Below are 15913 nucleotides of genomic sequence, written 5' to 3' on the forward strand. Positions count from 1 at the left end.
GCGAGGCGGGGCCCGAGCGTGCGGGCGCCATTGCGCCCGCCCCACGCGCGGCCGTCGCGACGCGACGGCCCGAGCCCGCAAGTGCACGCCGAAGGCGTGCGCGCAGCGGGCGAGCCACGCGTGCACGGCTGTCGCGGGCCCGCGACAGCCCGCGCCTGAGGAGCGGCCCCGCGAAGCGGGGCCCGACGAGGGCGAGAGTTCTGGTAGTGTAGAACACTGTCTGCGCGCACTCCTGCGCGTAGTTCGTGCATTCCCCACCTGAACACAGCCCGCGAGGGCGGGTGCGGCATGTGCAGACAAGAGATCTTGGGTGGTCCCGTCCGGGGTCACGGTATTGAAGGAGAGTGAACCATGGCTGCTGTGTGCCAGGTGACCGGCGCCACGCCTGGATTCGGTCACAACATTTCGCACTCGCACCGACGGACGAAGCGTCGCTTCGACCCGAACGTGCAGAAGAAGACGTACTACGTTCCGTCGCTCGGCCGTAAGGTCACGCTGAACGTCTCGGCCAAGGGCATCAAGGTCATCGACGCCCGCGGCATCGAGTCGGTCGTCAAGGACCTGATCGCGAAGGGTGTGAAGCTCTAATGGCCAAGAAGGCTCAGGACATCCGTCCGATCATCAAGCTGCGTTCGACCGCGGGCACGGGCTACACCTACGTGACCAAGAAGAACCGCCGCAACAACCCCGATCGCCTCGTGCTGAAGAAGTACGACCCGGTCGTCCGCAAGCACGTCGAGTTCCGAGAGGAGCGTTGATCCATGGCCAAGAAGAGCAAGATCGCGCGTAATGAGCAGCGCAAGGTCATCGTGGCCCGCTACGCCGAGCAGCGCGCGCAGCTGAAGAAGACGCTCGTCGACCCGAACGCGTCGGACGACGAGCGCGAGGCCGCCCGCGTCGGCCTGCAGAAGCTGCCCCGCAACGCCTCGCCGGTGCGCGTGCGTTCGCGTGACGCCATCGACGGCCGCCCCCGCGGTGTGCTGACGAAGTTCGGCATCTCGCGTGTGCGCTTCCGCGACATGGCGCACCGTGGCGAGCTGCCCGGCGTCACCAAGTCGAGCTGGTAATCAGTTCGACTTTGACAGCACTGTCGTCCTGGTAAGCACCAGAGCCGCGACAAGGGCGGGATCTCCTCCGGGAGGTCCCGCCCTTTCGCGTCGGCGGCCCCGGTGCCGCGCCGATAGCATCGGCGTATGCAGCTGGATCCGCTCTTCGCCGAGCGACTGAGACGCGAGCGCAAGTACTGGGTCTCCCAGGCGCTGCGCCGCCTGAAGACGCGGCTCGGGTGGCCCTGGTTCATGCGGCCGACCGCCGAGCAGGGCGTGGAGGCGGCCAGCCCCGCCGAGAAGGACGTCGCGCGCCGTGCCGCCCGCGCCGAGACGCAGAAGGCGATCAGGGAGCACCGCCCGCACGCCTCGCAACGGCGCGCCGCGCACCGGCGCCAGGCGAGGAACTGGGATCGCAAGGAGCTCGCGAAGTCCGGCGTGCCGGGCCCGGAGGTGCGCACGGCCGAGCACGTCGTGCCGGTCGAGGGCTACCCCGACGTGCGGGTGCGCGTCTACTACCCGGCCGCCGACTGGGACATCGCCGCCGAGGGGCCGATCCCCGCCTGCCTGACGTTCTTCGGCGGCGCGTTCCGGATCGGCGGGATCGACTTCCCGACGACCGACGCGGTGAACCGGCGGCGCGCGGCCGAGGCCCGCGTGGCGATGGTGGCGGTCGATTACGTGCTCGCTCCCGAGCAGAAGTTCCCCACCCAGGTGGAGCAGGGGCTCGCCGCGCTGCGCTGGCTCTTCGAGCGCGCCGACGAGCTCGGGTTCGACGCGGGCCGTGTCGCCCTGCAGGGCACGTCGGCCGGTGGCAACATCGCCGCCGCCGTGGCCCTGGCCAACCGCGACAGGGACGCCCTGCCGCTGCGCGGCCAGCTGCTCGAGGTGCCGGTGGTCGACCTCACCGGCCGCCACATCGACTTCGCCGCCACGCGCGCGCTCGGCATCCCGACCATCATCATGGCGCGCGAGCTCCTCTCCGTCGCGCGCACGTACCTGCCGCACCGGCGCGACGCGAAGAACCCGCTGGCCTCGCCGATGCGGGCCGCGTCGTTGGCCGGGCTGCCGCCCGCCGTGGTCTTCACCGCCGAGTACGACCCGCTGCGCGGCGACGGCGCGGCGTACGCGGCGGCGCTGCGCGAGGCCGGCGTCGAGGCCAGCGCGGTGCAGTACCTGGGCGTGCCGCACGACGCCGCGGTGTACGCCGGGGTGCTGCCCGCCGCGCGCCGCTGGCATCGCGACGTCGTGGCCGCGCTGCGTCTGCTGCACGACTGACGGGCGGCCTCATCCGTCACATCCGTCACGCCGCGGGGGCGACACGCCGCCCGGATTGCGGCAAAAGCCGCGAAAATCCGCGGAATGCCGGGGCTCGTTGATACATTCAAGGCGGTCGAACGACCACCCGGGGGCAACCGCTCCCGGCCGATAACACCACGTTCTGCGGCGTCCTTCGCCGCTGGAGGATGACATGGCCGACAAGAACATCACCAAGACCGAGCTCGTTGCGAGCATCGCGAGCGCGACCGGTCAGAGCCAGGCCGCCGTCTCGAGCGTGCTCGACGCGCTCTTCACGACCGTGTCCGAGGCCGTCGCCAAGGGCTCGAAGGTCTCGATCCCCGGCTGGATCGCCTTCGAGCAGGTCGAGACCGCCGCTCGCACCGGCCGCAACCCGCAGACCGGCGCCGAGATCAAGATCCCGGCCGGCAAGCGCGTCAAGGTGACCGCCGGCTCGAAGCTGAAGAGCGCCGTCAAGTAAGACCGCGTTCCCAGGGCCGCCCTCCGGGGCGGCCCTTTTCGCGTCTTCGTTCAGGCGGCGCGAAATAGGCTGATCGGGTGACTCCCCGCCTCCTGCGCGTCGCCGGCCCGGCGATCCTGCTCCTCGCCGCCGTCGCGGCCGTCGCGTGGGCGCTCGCCTTCGCGGGCGGGGCGGATCCCCTGGCGATCGGCGACGCCGGGCCCCTCGTGCGGTGGGGCCTGCCGGTGGCCAAGCTGCTCGTGAACCTCTCGGCCGCGGCGATGCTCGGCTCGCTCGTGCTGGCGCTGTTCGCCATGCGTCAGGGCGAGCGGGAGTTCGACGCCTCGCTCGACACCGCCTCGATCGGCGCCGCCGTGTTCACCGTGGCGTCGGGCACGGTGGCCTTCCTCACCTTCCTCGACGTGTTCAACGCGCAGCTGAGCGCCGGTCCGGAGTTCGGCGCGCAGCTGGGCCGGTTCCTCGTCGACACCGAGCTCGGCCGCACGTGGCTGATCACGACGGTCGTCGCCGCGCTCGTCACGGTCCTCGCCTTCGCGGTGCGGGGCTGGATCCCCACCCTCCTCACGGCCGCGCTGGCCGCGGTCTCGCTCCTGCCGATGGCCACCCAGGGGCACTCGGGCGACCTCGCCACGCACGGGCTCGTCGTCACGACCATGGCGATCCACATCCTCGGCGCCGCGGCATGGCTCGGGGGCCTGCTGCTGCTCGTCGTGGTGCGGCCGCTCCTCGAGGCCGACCGCGTGCGCACCGTGCTGGAGCGCTATTCCTCGATCGCGCTCGTGGCGTTCCTGCTCGTCGCGGCCAGCGGCGTCATCCGCTCGTTCGCCGCGCTCACCTCGCCGACCCAGCTGGTCACGACGCCCTACGGCATCGTCATGAGCGTCAAGATCGTCGCGCTGCTCGCGATGGGCGCGCTCGGCGCCTGGTACCGCGCGCGGCTCATCGCCCGCGAGCGCCGCGGCGCGTTCTGGTGGGTGATCGCCCTCGAGCTCGCGCTCATGGGCATCGCCTCGGGCGCCGCCGCCGCGCTCGCCCGATCCGCCCCGCCCGTCGGCGAGGACGCGCCGCTCGCGCAGACGCCCGCCGAGATCCTCTCCGAGGCGCCGCTGCCCCCCGAGCTCACCCCCGCGCGGCTGCTCACCGAGTGGGAGCTCGACCCGCTGTGGCTGCTCGTGGGCGTCTTCGGCATCGCGTTCTACCTGGCCGGCGTGTGGCGGCTGCGCCGCCGCGGCGACGCGTGGTCGCTGTACCGCACGGCGCTGTGGGTGCTGGGCATGCTGCTGCTCATCTGGGTGACCAACGGGCCGCTCAACGCGTACGGCCACTACCTGTTCAGCGCGCACATGCTGCTGCACATGCTGCTGAGCATGGCGATCCCGCTGCTGCTCGTGCCCGGCGCGCCCGTCACGCTCGCGGCCCGCGCCATCCATCGTCGCGAGGACGGATCGCGTGGTGCGCGCGAGTGGATCCTGTGGGCCGTGCACAACCCGCTCGCGCGCGTGCTGACGCACCCGTTCGTCGCGGCCGGCATCTTCATCGGATCGCTGTGGCTGTTCTACTTCAGCGAGCTGTTCCGGTGGAGCCTGTACGACCACCTCGGCCACGAGTGGATGGTCACGCACTTCCTCATCTCCGGCTACCTGTTCGTGCTGTCGCTCGTCGGCATCGATCCCGTGCCGTACCGCCTGCCCTACGCCGGCCGGCTCGTCACGCTCATCGTCGTCATGGCGATGCACGCCTTCTTCGGCATCGCGATCATGAGCCAGAGCGGCCTGATGGTGGCGGAGTGGTACGGCTCGATGGGCCGCACCTGGGGCCCCTCGCCGCTGGAGGACCAGTACATCGGCGGTGGGATCGCGTGGTCGGTGGGTGAGATCCCCACGCTCATCACGGCGATCACGGTCGCGATCCAGTGGAGCCGGAGCGACGAGCGGCAGCAGCGGCGCGGCGACCGTCACGCCGACCGCACGGGCGACGCCGAGCTCGAGGCGTACAACGCCCGGCTCGCGGCGCTCGCGGAGCGCGACCAGCGCGCGGGCATCTAGCCGCGGGCATCCAGCCGCGACGCCCCGGGCCGGGCGTGGGGCGTCAGCCCTCGAGCAGCGGGGCGCCGATCCGGATCTGCGCCGTGCCGTCGGCGAGGATCTCGACGGTGCCGTCGATCGTGAACGGCACGTCCTCTGAGACGTGGGTGATGCGGCCGGTGGCGATGGACTGCACGTCCATCTCGATGTGGGCGAGGCCGCTCGCCTCGGCGATGCGCCAGTACGCGCCGTCCGGGACCAGCTCGATCGGCGGCTCCTGCACGACCGACCAGGTGGGCAGGGTGCCGGCGGCCAGGCGGTTCTCCAGCGACACCCAGAAGGGGCACCCGGCCGGCTGCAGCACCTGCTGCGAGGCGCACTGCCCGGTGAGGAAGCTGCTCACCTGCTCCGCGACGACGTCGAGGAACTCGGGCGTCGGCGCGGCCTGCAGGTCGAAGGCGGTCGCCGTGAGCGGCTCGTCCACCAGGGCGCGCTGCGGCTCGGCCGCGGTGGTGGGCGTGTCGACGGAGACCTCGTAGATGCCCGGCGCGAAGGCGAGCAGCGACACGGGCGCGAGCGGATCCGCGTCGACGCCGTCGGGGGAGACCTGGCGCTTGTCGATCTCGAACCCGTTCACGGCGAAGCTCATGGAGCCGTGCACCCCCACCTGCACGACGGCGAGGGGGCTGCGGGCGAAGCTCCACGCCGGCACGAGGCCGCTCCAGCCGGACGGGGAGATCCGGAAGGTGGACTCGGCCGTCGTGCCGTCGATCCGGTACGCGACCGTGACCTCGGTGTCGCCGTCGACCTGTCGCTCCTCGACCGCGTGGATGTCGGTGAGGTCGTAGCCGAGCGCGGTGGAGCGCAGCAGGGCGTCGTGCGCGGAGGCGGGCAGGCCCGCCGCCTCGAGCTCGGCGGTGTCGACGGCCACGCCGTCGACGGCCAGCGCGTCGGCCGCCCGGCCCTCGGCGATCAGCTGCACGTATCGCTCGGCGAACGCGCTCGGGCCCCAGAAGCCGCGGTACAGCGAGGCGAACCCGGCGGCGATCGCCGCGATCAGCAGCGCGCCGATCACGACCGTCATCGCGATCTCCAGGCCCGTCCACCTGCGGGGTGACGGTGCCGCGGGGGCGGCGACGGCGCCCGCCGGCGGGTCGGCCAGTGCCGTCTCGCCCCGCTCCCCCTGCTGCATGGCGACAGTCTATGAACGCCGCTTGCGCGACGCCTGGGCATCGCCCCGGTCGATATGCGACCGAGATGCGCCGCCCGCGCGCCCTAGCATGGACGGGTGAGCGCGCCCGTCCTGTCCGCGGAGCAGGAAGCCCTGTTCCGCCTCATCGAGGACACGCGCGAGCACGTCTTCATCACGGGTCGCGCCGGCACCGGCAAGTCCACCCTCCTGCGCCATCTCACGTGGAACACGAGCAAGCAGATCGCGATCTGCGCGCCCACCGGCGTGGCCGCGCTCAACGTGGAGGGGCAGACGATCCACTCGCTCTTCCGCCTGCCGATCGGCCTGATCGCCGACAGCGACCTGGATCAGAACGAGGCCACCCGCAAGATCCTGAACGCGATCGACACGCTCGTGATCGACGAGATCTCGATGGTGAACGCGGATCTCATGGACGGGATCGACCGGGCCCTGCGGCAGGCGCGGGGGCGGCGGGCGGAGCCGTTCGGCGGCGTGCAGATCGTGATGTTCGGCGACCCGTACCAGCTGGCGCCCGTGCCGCCGCGCGGCGACGAGGCGCGGTACATCGCCGACCACTACCGCTCGTTCTGGTTCTTCGACGCGCACGTGTGGGCGGGGCAGGCGCCGGCGTCCGACGGGCTGATCGACCTCGGCAGGCACGGGGCCGATCTGCACATCCGCGAGCTCACCCATATCCACCGCCAGTCGGACGACGGATTCAAGGCGATGCTGAACGCCGTGCGCTATGGGCGGGTGACGAAGGAGATCGCCGACGTCCTGAACGCCACGGGCGCGCGCACGCCGCCGGACGATCCGCACGATCCGGTCATCACGCTCGCCACGCGCAACGACCGCGTGAACGCGATCAACGCCAAGCACCTGGCCCAGCTGCCGGGGCGCGAGCAGAAGGCGCGGGCCGACATCAGCGGCGACTTCGGCCGCGGCGACGCGTACCCGGCCGACGAGGAGCTGAAGCTGAAGGTCGGGGCGCAGGTGATGTTCCTGCGCAACGACGCGGGCGCCAAGGGCGAGCCGCCGCGCTGGGTGAACGGCACCATCGGCACCGTCACGAAGATCGTGGGCGACACGGTGCGGGTGGAGGTGGACCACGAGGAGTTCGAGGTGGAGCCCTCGGTGTGGGAGAAGTACCGCTACGCGTACGACCCGCACACCCGCAAGCTCACGCGCGAGGTCGTGGCCGAGTTCACCCAGTTCCCGCTGCGCCTGGCGTGGGCGGTGACGATCCACAAGTCGCAGGGCAAGACCTACGATCGCGCCATCGTCGACCTCGGCGCCGGCGCCTTCGCCCCCGGCCAGACCTATGTGGCGCTCAGCCGGCTCACCTCGCTCGACGGCCTCTACCTGACCCGCCCGTTGCGGCCGAGCGACATCCGCGTCGACGAGGACGTCCGCCGCTTCATGCGCGGCGTGTGGGAGCGCCAGGGCGCCCAGATGCGCGTGAGCTGACGCCGAGCCCGCGCCCGCTCGCCGAGCCCGCGCCCGATCCGGGGCGGGTTCGCGGATCGAGGGCGGGTTCGCGGGGAGGGGCGGCCGCCACGGCTTAGACTCGAGTTTCTGGACCGAGGGAGTGGAATGCGGAGCAAGGCACGGCGCGGCGCGGCCGCGCTCTCGGCGCTGATGGCGATCGGTCTGGCGCTGACGGCGTGCTCGGAGTCCCGGGCCGCGGACGTCGCGCTGCCGTCGCAGGTCGAGGCCGAGCTGCCGGGCGAGACCGTCGACCAGCTGCGCGGGGCCGTCGACCAGGCCGTGCAGGCCTCGGGCGCGACCGGCGCGATCGTCGGCGTCTGGGTGCCGTGGAGCGGCACGTGGGTGGCCGGCGTGGGCACGACCGAGCCGGAGGGCGCCGGATCCGAGGTGACGACCGACATGTCGTTCCGGATCGGCGACGTCACGCGGGCGATGACGTGCGACGTGCTGTACGACCTGGCGAAGGAGGGCACGCTCGACCTCGGCGACTCGATCGCCGAGCACGTGCCCAGCGTCCCCGACCTGGCCGCGGAGGATCCGGGCGACATCACGCTGCAGCAGCTGTGCGACGGCACGAGCGGGCTGGGTGAGTCGTGGAGCACGGCCGCCGACGCCGTCTACACCACCCCCGCCCGGGAGTGGAACCCCCGCGAGCTCGCCTCCTACGGCCTCGCCCAGGAGCGCGGCGTGCCGGGCGCGGCGTACCGCGACTCGGATGTGGCCTACCTGCTGCTCGGCCAGGCGCTGGAGAACGCCTCGGGCCACCGCGCGTCCACGCTGATGAACCAGTACGTGTTCGAGCCGGGCGGACTGCGGCAGACGGCGCTGCCGGGCGATGCAGCCGCCGTGCCGTCGACGACGTCCCGTCATCTGCCGGGCTATGTCTCGTCCCAGGCCGACCGCGACGCCGGATGCGTGGCGCCCGCCGACTACAGCGAGCTCTCGGCGAGCGTGGGCTTCACCGACTCGGGCGTCGTCTCGACCATCGGCGACCTCGGGCGCTACGGCCAGATCCTGGCCGCGAACTCGCTCGCGGAGAAGGACAACGGCCGCTTCGACCACAACCTCCCCGTCAACCCCGACGCCGACACCTGGTTCCAGTACGGCGGGGGCGCCTTCCAGGCCGGCACGCTCCTCGGGCAGCAGGGGTCCATCCCCGGCTACGCCGCGAGCGTGTGGGCCGATCCGGCCACGGGGATGGCGGTGGCGGTCGTGCTGAACAACTCGGCCTCGGAGGGCGGGATCGTCGGCCTGCTCGGTCGCGAGCTGGCGGCCATCGCCTCGAAGGCGCCGGCCGCCTCCGGCCAGACGCAGCCGGAGTTCGGGTTGCCGTGGACGGCGGAGTCGATGCACGAGGCGGTCGCCGCCAGCGCGATCTGCCCGATCGGCTAGTGGCCGCGCCGCCAGTGCACCACGACGGGGGCGCCGCGGCGCGGCAGGGCGCCCCCGTCGCCCTCGGCCTCGTCGTGCTCGGGCTGGCCTGCCAGGAGATCGGCGCGTCGATCGCCGTGCTGCTGTTCCCGCACGCCGGCCCGCTCGGCATCGTGATGCTGCGCCTGGTGTTCTCGGCGCTCGTCCTGCTCGCCATCGCGCGGCCGTCGCTGCGCGGCCGTTCGCGCGCGGACTGGGCCGCGGTCGTGCGCTTCGGCGCCGTGCTCGCCCTCATGAACGGCACGTTCTACCTCGCGCTCGAGCGCCTGGATCTGGGCGTGACGGTCACGATCGAGGTGCTCGGGCCGCTCGCGCTCTCGGTCGCGCTGGCCCGCGGCCGCGCGGCCTGGCTGTGGGCGGGGCTCGCGCTCGCCGGCGTGGCGGCGCTCGGCGCCGGCGGGTGGGGCGAGCTCGACCCGGTCGGCGTGGCCTTCGCGCTCGTGGCGGCCGTGAGCTGGGCGGGCTACATCCGCGGCAGCGCCGCCGTGGGCCGCGCTTTCCCGCGGCTCGACGGGCTCGCGCTCGCGATGGCGGTCGGCGCGGTGCTCGCCCTGCCCTTCGGCATCGTCGATGCGGGCGCCGCGCTGCTCGATCCCTCGCTGCTGGCGCTGGGCGCCGCCGTCGCGCTGCTGTCGTCCACCATCCCGTACGCGGCCGAGCTGGCGGCGCTGCGGCGCCTCAGCGAGTCGGCGTTCGGCGTGCTCATGAGCCTCGGCCCGGCCACCGCCGCGCTCGCCGGCTTCCTCATCCTGGGCCAGCGACTGGAGTGGCTCGAGATCGCCGGCATCGCGCTCGTCGTCGTCGCGAGCGCCGGCGCGGTGTGGGCGGCGCGCGCGAGGGACGATCGCGCGCCCACGGTGGAGCCGGTGGCCTGACGCCCGCCTTGCGGCGGCGTCGCCGCGCCCCGTAGCGTCGCGGTGTGACGGGATCCCACACCGACGACGCGACGCGGACCACGACCGAGCGCAGCGCGCCCGAGGTGCGCGTCGACATGGGGCGTCTGCGCGGGGCCTGGCGCGGCGAGTGCGCGGTGTTCCTCGGCGTGCCGTACGGGCGCCCGCCGGTGGGGGAGCGGCGGTTCGCGGCGCCCGAGCCGGCCGAGGCCTGGGACGGCGTGCGCGACGCGACGCGGCCCGGCGCCACCCCGCAGCGCGGCGACACCGGTGTGACGCTCATCCCCGAGCCGTCGATCCCCGGCGACGACATCCTCAACCTCAACGTCTTCACGCCGTCGCCGGGGCCGGACGCGCGGCTTCCGGTGCTCGTGTACATCCACGGCGGGGGATACGTGTCGGGCTCGCCCGCCTCGCCCTGGTACGACGGCGCGCCGTTCGCTCGCGACGGCGTCGTGACGGTGGCGATCTCGTACCGGATCGGCTTCGACGGCTTCGGTTGGGTGAGCGACGGCGCGACCAACCGCGGCGTGCGCGACTGGCTGCTGGCGCTGGAGTGGGTGCAGCGCAACATCGCGGCGTTCGGGGGCGACCCGGATCGGGTGACGCTCGCGGGGCAGTCGGCGGGCGGCGGCGCGGTGCTCACGCTGCTGGGCATGCCCGCCGCGCAGCACCTCTTCCGCCACGCCTGGAGCATGTCGCCCACCGCCGTGACGATCCCCGAGGAGGCGGCGCAGTCGGTCTCGCGCGCGGTCGCGGCCGCGGCGGGCGTCGCCGGCCCCACCGCGGCCGCGTTCGCCGCCGTGCCGCCCGAGCGGCTGCACGATCTGCTGCCGAATCCCCTCAGCGGCGGGCTGGGCGCGCTGGGCCGCGCGCTGGACGGCGGGATCCCGAACATCGGCCCCTCGGTCGACGGCGAGCTGATCGTGCGGCCCACGATCGCGTCGCTCGCCGCGGGCACGGGGTCGGACAAGCCGCTCGTCGTCGGCGGGATGGACGACGAGTTCTCGATGATCGCCGACGACCTGCCGCGGGCGGTGCGGCTCGTGCCGCTGCCGCTGCTGCTGCGCGTGCTCGGGCTGCGGGGCGAGCGGCGCCGCGCGTACCTGGCGGCAAACGCCGAGCTGCGCGCCCGCGGCCCGCGGCGGCTGCTCGGCCGGTTCGTGAGCGACACCACGATGCGCCGCGACGTCGTGCGCGCCGCGCGGGCGCGAGCGGCGTCGCCCGACACGTGGGTCTACGCGTTCTCGTGGGTCTCGCCCACGCGGCACTGGGCGATGCACTGCCTCGACGTGCCGTTCTTCTTCGACGTGCTCGGTGCGCCGCAGGTGGATCGGGTGGCGGGGCCGAACCCGCCGGAGTCGCTGGCGCGGGCGTACCACGGGGCGGCGCTGTCGTTCATCCGCGAGGGTCGCGTCGACTGGCGGCGGTGGTCGGACGGCGACGTCGCGCGCGTGTTCGACGGCGCGGGCACGCACGACTCGCGCCGCGCCTACGCGGGCCTGATGCCGCTCGTCTGAGCCCGTGCTCAGACGCGGGTGGCGCCGAGCAGGATGACGAGCAGCACGATCGACACGAGCGCCGCGAGCGCCATGAGTGCGGCCAGCACGCGGTTGCGCACCACCGGCCGGCGCACCGCGAAGGCGACGACGACCATGGCGATCGCCGCCGCCGCGACGATGCCGATCCCCGTGCCGGCCAGCGCCGGGCCGAGCGGCAGCGCGGCCGCGAGCGACGCGATGCCGGCGGCGGCCAGCAGCAGGCCGGGGATCAGCCACCAGCGGCGCCTGGGCGACTGCAGCACCGGCTGGTTGCGCATGAGCGTGGGGTCGTCGGGACCGCCGGGGGTGCTCATCCGATCCTCCTCGCCTCTGGCCGGTCAGGAAGCCGCGGGGTACGCGCGGGAGCGCAGCAGGCGGGCGAGGTGGGCGGCGTTGCTGGCCGCGCCGTCCATCGTGGAGGCCACCGACGGCGGCGTCTCGGGCAGGTCCTTGTAGTCGGTGGTGCTCATCGCCTCGCCGTTCCAGTACACGGCCGCCTGGGCGGGGATCGTGAAGCCGATGTCGCCCAGCGCCTGGAACAGGATCGCCGAGATGTGGTGGGCGCCGTCCTCGTTGCCCACGACGCCGGCGATCGCGACCTTGTCCCACAGGATCGGCCGCCCCTGCTCGTCCGTCGCCGACAGCTCGGCGTCCAGCCGCTCGAGCGCCCGCTGCGCCACGCTCGAGTGCTGACCGAGCCACGTCGGCGTCACGAAGACGAGGACGTCGGCATCGAGCACCTGCTGCCGGATCTCGGGCCACGCGTCGCCCTCGCCCATGTCGGCCTGCACACCGGGCGCGATGTCGTGGTCGACGAGGCGCAGCTCGTGCCCGTCGATGCCGTGCGCCGCGAGCCGCTCGAGCAGCTGGCGCGCCATGACGTGCGTGCTCGACTCCGCCGGCGACGGCTTGAGGGTGCAGTTCAGTGCGAGTGCCGTGATCTCGTTGTCCGCCATGAGCCCGACGCTACGCCGCGGGCGCGCGGGTGCCCATGCGCTTTCGCGCGGGCCGGGTGATCGCTACCATTCGCGGCCGGGTTCGCGGTTGCCGGCAGATCCGCGTGCTGCTCGGTCGTCGGATCCCGGTGCCCAGTCGTCGGATCGCTGGGCCGGGTGTGGCCACGAGGGTCGGATGCGTCATCCGAGCGCGCCGGGCTCCGGCGAGGGCGCGGGCGATCCGACGACCGCGTCAGCGGCGGCGCAGCTCGACGACGGGGATGACGCGGTCGGTGCGGCGCTCGTACTCGGCGAAGCCCGAGTTCATCTCTGTGAGCTGCCGCCACGCCTCGTCACGCTCCTCGCGCGGCAGATCCCGCGCCCGCACGGGCACGACGCCCTCGTCGGGCGTCTCGATCTCCACATCGGGGTGCGCGAGCAGGTTGTGGTACCAGGCCGGGTGCTCGGGCGCCCCGCCCTTCGATCCGACGACGTGCCACACGTCCGGCGCGTGCCGCCGCGCCGCGAGGGGCGCGACGCGCTCCGTGCCGCTCTTCGCGCCGATGTGGTGCAGCAGCACGAGCCCCCTGCCGAATCCCATGGTCGCGACGTTGCCGCCGTTCGCCCGGAACTCGTCGATGATCCGCTGGTTGAAGTCCGCCATGCGCGCCACGGTACTCCCGCGCGGGGTGGGCGCGGGCGGATACGCCTTACGCCCTGGCGCGGGCCGCCGATAGGGCTTTCTGGCAATCGGCGCGAAAGGCGAAAGACGATGGGGTTCGACCCTCCCGCCGGGTGGTACCCGGACCCGCAGGATCCTGACCGGAGCCGCTTCTGGGATGGCGCCCGATGGACCGAGGAGGTCACGCCGCCGCCTGCCGTCGGGATGATGCCGCCGCCCGCGGTGCAGCCCGAGACGCGAACCCGCCGCGTGCCGGTGTGGCTGTGGGTCGTCATCGGACTCGTCGGCGTGGCGATCGGGATCGTGCTGTCGCCGCTGTTCACCCTCATCTCGATCGCGGTGATGATCACCGCGATCGTCGGGCTGGTGAGGGGCACGCCGACGTGGCTGCGGCTGCGCTCCCGGCGCGCGGCACTGGCCGTGACCGCGGCCGCGGCGGCGATGTTCGTGGTCACGGGGACGGTCGCGACGACGATCTATCCGAGCGATCCGGAGCCCGTGGCGGCCGAGGACGCCCCGCCGTCCTCCACGCCCACTCCGCTTCCGACGCCGACTCCGACTGTCACGGCGGAGCCGGTGGACGAGGAGATCACCGATGTGGCGTTCGAGGGTGAGACCTCGACGCCCGCCGACGCCGGGGCGACCGCGGATCAGACGGCCCTCGCGGTGCTGGCGACGCTCGAGGTGAAGGGGCGCGCGCCGAAGACCGGTTTCGACCGCGATCAGTTCGGGCAGCGCTGGCTGGATGTCGACCGCAACGGGTGCGACACCCGCAACGACGTTCTGGCGAGGGACCTCGCGGACGTCGTGCGGTCGGGGCCGTGCAAGGTGATGTCGGGCGTGCTCGCCGATCCGTTCACCGGCTCGACCATCGCGTTCGTCCGCGGGCAGGACACGTCGTCGCTGGTGCAGATCGACCACGTCGTGTCGCTCTCGGACGCGTGGCAGAAGGGCGCCCAGCAGCTGACGCCGGATCAGCGTGCGTCGTTCGCGAACGACCCCTTGAACCTGCTCGCCGTGGACGGCGCGGCCAATGCCCAGAAGGGCGACGGCGACGCGGCGACCTGGCTGCCGAAGAACAGGGCGTTCCGCTGCGCCTACGTCGCGCGCCAGGTGTCGGTGAAGGCGACGTACGGCCTGTGGGTGACGCAGGCGGAACACGACGCCATCGCGCGGGTTCTCGCCGACTGCCCGGACGAGCCTGCGCTCACGTCGGCATACGCGGCCCAGCCGCCGGCGCCGGCACCCGAGCCCGTCGTCGAGCCTGCTCCGGCTCCTCCAGCCCCCGCGCCCGCTCCTCCGGCTCCCGTGCCTGCGCCGGCCCCGCCGGCTCCGGAGCCCGCCCCGCCCGCACCGGCCCCGCCGGTCGAGGTCTCCTACGCCAACTGCGACGCCGTGCGCGCGGCGGGCGCGGCACCGATCCACGCGGGCGATCCCGGCTACTCGCGCAAGCTCGACCGAGACGGCGACGGCATCGGCTGCGAGTGAGGCAGCGGAGGTGACCCGCCGGACATCGCGTCTGAGAAGTGGAGGGGCTGACGGGAATCGAACCCGCGCTGTCTGCTTGGGAAGCAGAAGTTCTGCCATTGAACTACAGCCCCGCACGCGCCGGAGCGCGTGTCAGCCAGCATAACAGCGTCCGCCCGGCCGGTCGCAGGGCGCACGCCGAGGGCCGGCGCCCGCGAAGGCGCCGGCCCTCGCGGCGATCAGCGCTTGCCCGACACCGCCTTGCGCAGCGTGTTCAGCACGAGCAGGGCCGCGGCGCCGATGCCCGCGACGACCCACGGCTTGCGGCGGGCGAAGGACTTCGCCTGGGTGAGCATCGTGTCGGGGTCGCGGTTCGACACCCACTCCGACGCCTGCTTCAGGCCCTGCGACGCCTTGCCGACCACGCCGCTCACGACGCCCTCGCCCTCGGCGAGCGAGCCGACCTTGTCGCCGGCCGCGCGCAGGCCCTCGGCCACCCTGTGCTGGCCGGTGGCGGCCTGGTCCTTCATGCCGGCCTCGGCCTTGGCGGCGGTTTCGCTCGCCTGCGCCTTGACCTCCTCGACCTTCGCCGCGGCGTCCTCCGACGCGGCGGCGGCCTCGGCGCTCGCGGCGCCGGCGACCTCGGCGGCCGCCTCCTTCGCGGCGTCCACCGTGCTCGGCGTCTTCTTCGCTCCCGGGGTGCTCGTCGGGTTCTGCTCCTGCGACATGTGCGTCTCCTCTCGAACGATCGGCGCTCGACGACCGATGTAACGCGCTTGCGGCGCCCGGCGCCTCCCGCTTGACGCCGCACGCCGGATGTGTCAACGGGCGCGCGCGGACGTGCCGTCTAGGCTGGTGCCGTGCTGCTCTCGGATCGCGATATCAAGGCCGAACTCGACTCGGGCCGGATCGGGCTGGATCCGCTGGATCTCGCGATGGTCCAGCCGTCGAGCGTGGATGTGCGGATCGACCGGTTCTTCCGGCTCTTCGACAACCATAAGTACCCGTTCATCGATCCGGCCGAGGACCAGCCCGACCTCACGCGCCTCGTGGAGGTCGCGGCGGACGAGCCGTTCGTGCTGCACCCGGGGGAGTTCGTGCTCGGCTCGACCTTCGAGACCGTCACGCTGCCCGACGACATCGCGGCGCGGCTGGAGGGCAAGTCGTCACTCGGCCGCCTGGGCCTGCTGACGCACTCGACCGCGGGCTTCATCGATCCGGGCTTCTCCGGTCACGTCACGCTCGAGCTGTCGAACGTCGCGACGCTGCCGATCAAGCTGTGGCCGGGCATGAAGATCGGGCAGCTGTGCTTCTTCCGGCTCACCTCGCCCGCCGAGAACCCCTACGGCTCCGGCCCCTACGGCAACCGCTACCAGGGGCAGCGCGGCCCCACCGCGTCGCGCTCGTTCCAGTCGTTCCACCGCACCGACGTCTCGCTCGGCGCCCACGACTGAC

17 protein-coding genes and 1 tRNA gene are annotated in these 15913 nt (G+C 73.0%); 12 read left to right on the forward strand and 6 right to left on the reverse strand.

Annotated features, from left to right (window positions below; translation table 11 throughout):
* The first annotated feature begins 351 nt into the window (after window positions 1-351).
* The 6 genes from rpmB (at window position 352) to ACODR5_RS08885 (ending at window position 4850) form a co-directional block, all read left to right on the forward strand.
* Window positions 352-588 (forward strand): 50S ribosomal protein L28, encoded by a 237-nt coding sequence (gene rpmB, locus ACODR5_RS08860; RefSeq protein WP_261166782.1) that lies wholly within the window; start codon window positions 352-354, stop codon window positions 586-588.
* Window positions 588-758, forward strand: coding sequence for a 50S ribosomal protein L33 (gene rpmG / locus ACODR5_RS08865; RefSeq protein ID WP_067026508.1), 171 nt, complete (start codon window positions 588-590; stop codon window positions 756-758). The genes rpmB and rpmG overlap by 1 nt, the downstream gene beginning before the upstream one ends.
* A 3-nt stretch (window positions 759-761) precedes the next feature.
* The gene (gene rpsN, locus ACODR5_RS08870; protein ID WP_449853099.1) at window positions 762-1067 is read left to right on the forward strand and encodes a 30S ribosomal protein S14; all 306 of its coding nucleotides are present in this window, start codon (window positions 762-764) and stop codon (window positions 1065-1067) included.
* A gap of 126 nt (window positions 1068-1193) precedes the next feature.
* Window positions 1194-2324 carry an alpha/beta hydrolase gene (locus ACODR5_RS08875; protein WP_488983377.1) on the forward strand — a complete coding sequence of 377 codons (1131 nt, stop codon included), beginning with the start codon at window positions 1194-1196 and terminating at the stop codon, window positions 2322-2324.
* Between the two features lie 193 nt (window positions 2325-2517).
* Window positions 2518-2805 carry an HU family DNA-binding protein gene (locus tag ACODR5_RS08880; RefSeq protein ID WP_460815639.1) on the forward strand — a complete coding sequence of 96 codons (288 nt, stop codon included), beginning with the start codon at window positions 2518-2520 and terminating at the stop codon, window positions 2803-2805.
* 77 nt (window positions 2806-2882) lie between these two features.
* Window positions 2883-4850 (forward strand): bifunctional copper resistance protein CopD/cytochrome c oxidase assembly protein, encoded by a 1968-nt coding sequence (locus ACODR5_RS08885; protein ID WP_488983378.1) that lies wholly within the window; start codon window positions 2883-2885, stop codon window positions 4848-4850.
* 43 nt (window positions 4851-4893) lie between these two features.
* Here ACODR5_RS08885 and ACODR5_RS08890 read toward each other — a convergent pair whose 3' ends face one another.
* Complete coding sequence (locus tag ACODR5_RS08890; RefSeq protein WP_488983379.1) at window positions 4894-6021, reverse strand: hypothetical protein; 1128 nt, start codon at window positions 6019-6021, stop codon at window positions 4894-4896.
* 96 nt (window positions 6022-6117) lie between these two features.
* Here ACODR5_RS08890 and ACODR5_RS08895 point away from each other — a divergent pair, with 96 nt between their 5' ends.
* From ACODR5_RS08895 to ACODR5_RS08910, 4 genes are all read left to right on the forward strand, one after another.
* Window positions 6118-7488 (forward strand): ATP-dependent DNA helicase, encoded by a 1371-nt coding sequence (locus ACODR5_RS08895; protein WP_449853103.1) that lies wholly within the window; start codon window positions 6118-6120, stop codon window positions 7486-7488.
* A gap of 126 nt (window positions 7489-7614) precedes the next feature.
* On the forward strand, window positions 7615-8901 hold the full coding sequence (locus tag ACODR5_RS08900; RefSeq protein WP_488983380.1) for a serine hydrolase domain-containing protein: 1287 nt from the start codon (window positions 7615-7617) through the stop codon (window positions 8899-8901).
* Window positions 8901-9815, forward strand: coding sequence for an EamA family transporter (locus tag ACODR5_RS08905; RefSeq protein ID WP_488983381.1), 915 nt, complete (start codon window positions 8901-8903; stop codon window positions 9813-9815). Before ACODR5_RS08900 ends, ACODR5_RS08905 begins: the two co-directional genes overlap by 1 nt.
* A gap of 44 nt (window positions 9816-9859) precedes the next feature.
* Window positions 9860-11353, forward strand: coding sequence for a carboxylesterase/lipase family protein (locus tag ACODR5_RS08910; RefSeq protein WP_488983382.1), 1494 nt, complete (start codon window positions 9860-9862; stop codon window positions 11351-11353).
* A gap of 8 nt (window positions 11354-11361) precedes the next feature.
* Here ACODR5_RS08910 and ACODR5_RS08915 read toward each other — a convergent pair whose 3' ends face one another.
* From ACODR5_RS08915 to ACODR5_RS08925, 3 genes are all read right to left on the reverse strand, one after another.
* Complete coding sequence (locus tag ACODR5_RS08915; RefSeq protein ID WP_449853107.1) at window positions 11362-11688, reverse strand: hypothetical protein; 327 nt, start codon at window positions 11686-11688, stop codon at window positions 11362-11364.
* 24 nt (window positions 11689-11712) lie between these two features.
* A complete protein-coding gene (locus tag ACODR5_RS08920) occupies window positions 11713-12330 on the reverse strand; it encodes a flavodoxin family protein (RefSeq protein WP_460815648.1) in 618 nt (205 codons plus the stop codon).
* Window positions 12331-12562: 232 nt separating this feature from the next.
* On the reverse strand, window positions 12563-12973 hold the full coding sequence (locus ACODR5_RS08925) for a nitroreductase/quinone reductase family protein (RefSeq protein WP_449853109.1): 411 nt from the start codon (window positions 12971-12973) through the stop codon (window positions 12563-12565).
* A 108-nt stretch (window positions 12974-13081) separates the two neighbouring features.
* Between ACODR5_RS08925 and ACODR5_RS08930 the strand changes: the two genes are divergently transcribed.
* Window positions 13082-14479: a GmrSD restriction endonuclease domain-containing protein gene (locus ACODR5_RS08930; RefSeq protein WP_488983383.1), complete on the forward strand. Its 1398-nt coding sequence runs from the start codon at window positions 13082-13084 to the stop codon at window positions 14477-14479.
* Between the two features lie 39 nt (window positions 14480-14518).
* Here ACODR5_RS08930 and ACODR5_RS08935 read toward each other — a convergent pair.
* Both ACODR5_RS08935 and ACODR5_RS08940 read right to left on the reverse strand, forming a co-directional pair.
* Window positions 14519-14592, reverse strand: a tRNA-Gly gene (locus ACODR5_RS08935).
* A gap of 105 nt (window positions 14593-14697) precedes the next feature.
* Window positions 14698-15186: a hypothetical protein gene (locus tag ACODR5_RS08940; RefSeq protein WP_488983384.1), complete on the reverse strand. Its 489-nt coding sequence runs from the start codon at window positions 15184-15186 to the stop codon at window positions 14698-14700.
* A 132-nt stretch (window positions 15187-15318) separates the two neighbouring features.
* Here ACODR5_RS08940 and dcd point away from each other — a divergent pair, with 132 nt between their 5' ends.
* Window positions 15319-15912, forward strand: coding sequence for a dCTP deaminase (dcd, locus tag ACODR5_RS08945; RefSeq protein WP_449853112.1), 594 nt, complete (start codon window positions 15319-15321; stop codon window positions 15910-15912).
* The last annotated feature ends 1 nt before the right edge of the window (window position 15913 follow it).

This window comes from Microbacterium sp. FG3, from assembly GCF_057809335.1.

Excerpts from the sequence above, each read along its gene's own strand:
- rpmB (WP_261166782.1), top strand. The coding sequence starts at position 352 with ATGGCTGCTGTGTGCCAGGTGACCGGCGCCACGCCTGGATTCGGTCAC.
- rpmG (WP_067026508.1), top strand. The coding sequence starts at position 588 with ATGGCCAAGAAGGCTCAGGACATCCGTCCGATCATCAAGCTGCGTTCG.
- rpsN (WP_449853099.1), top strand. The coding sequence starts at position 762 with ATGGCCAAGAAGAGCAAGATCGCGCGTAATGAGCAGCGCAAGGTCATC.
- ACODR5_RS08875 (WP_488983377.1), top strand. The coding sequence starts at position 1,194 with ATGCAGCTGGATCCGCTCTTCGCCGAGCGACTGAGACGCGAGCGCAAG.
- ACODR5_RS08880 (WP_460815639.1), top strand. The coding sequence starts at position 2,518 with ATGGCCGACAAGAACATCACCAAGACCGAGCTCGTTGCGAGCATCGCG.
- ACODR5_RS08890 (WP_488983379.1), bottom strand. The coding sequence starts at position 6,021 with ATGCAGCAGGGGGAGCGGGGCGAGACGGCACTGGCCGACCCGCCGGCG.
- ACODR5_RS08900 (WP_488983380.1), top strand. The coding sequence starts at position 7,615 with ATGCGGAGCAAGGCACGGCGCGGCGCGGCCGCGCTCTCGGCGCTGATG.
- ACODR5_RS08915 (WP_449853107.1), bottom strand. The coding sequence starts at position 11,688 with ATGAGCACCCCCGGCGGTCCCGACGACCCCACGCTCATGCGCAACCAG.
- ACODR5_RS08920 (WP_460815648.1), bottom strand. The coding sequence starts at position 12,330 with ATGGCGGACAACGAGATCACGGCACTCGCACTGAACTGCACCCTCAAG.
- ACODR5_RS08925 (WP_449853109.1), bottom strand. The coding sequence starts at position 12,973 with ATGGCGGACTTCAACCAGCGGATCATCGACGAGTTCCGGGCGAACGGC.
- ACODR5_RS08930 (WP_488983383.1), top strand. The coding sequence starts at position 13,082 with ATGGGGTTCGACCCTCCCGCCGGGTGGTACCCGGACCCGCAGGATCCT.
- ACODR5_RS08940 (WP_488983384.1), bottom strand. The coding sequence starts at position 15,186 with ATGTCGCAGGAGCAGAACCCGACGAGCACCCCGGGAGCGAAGAAGACG.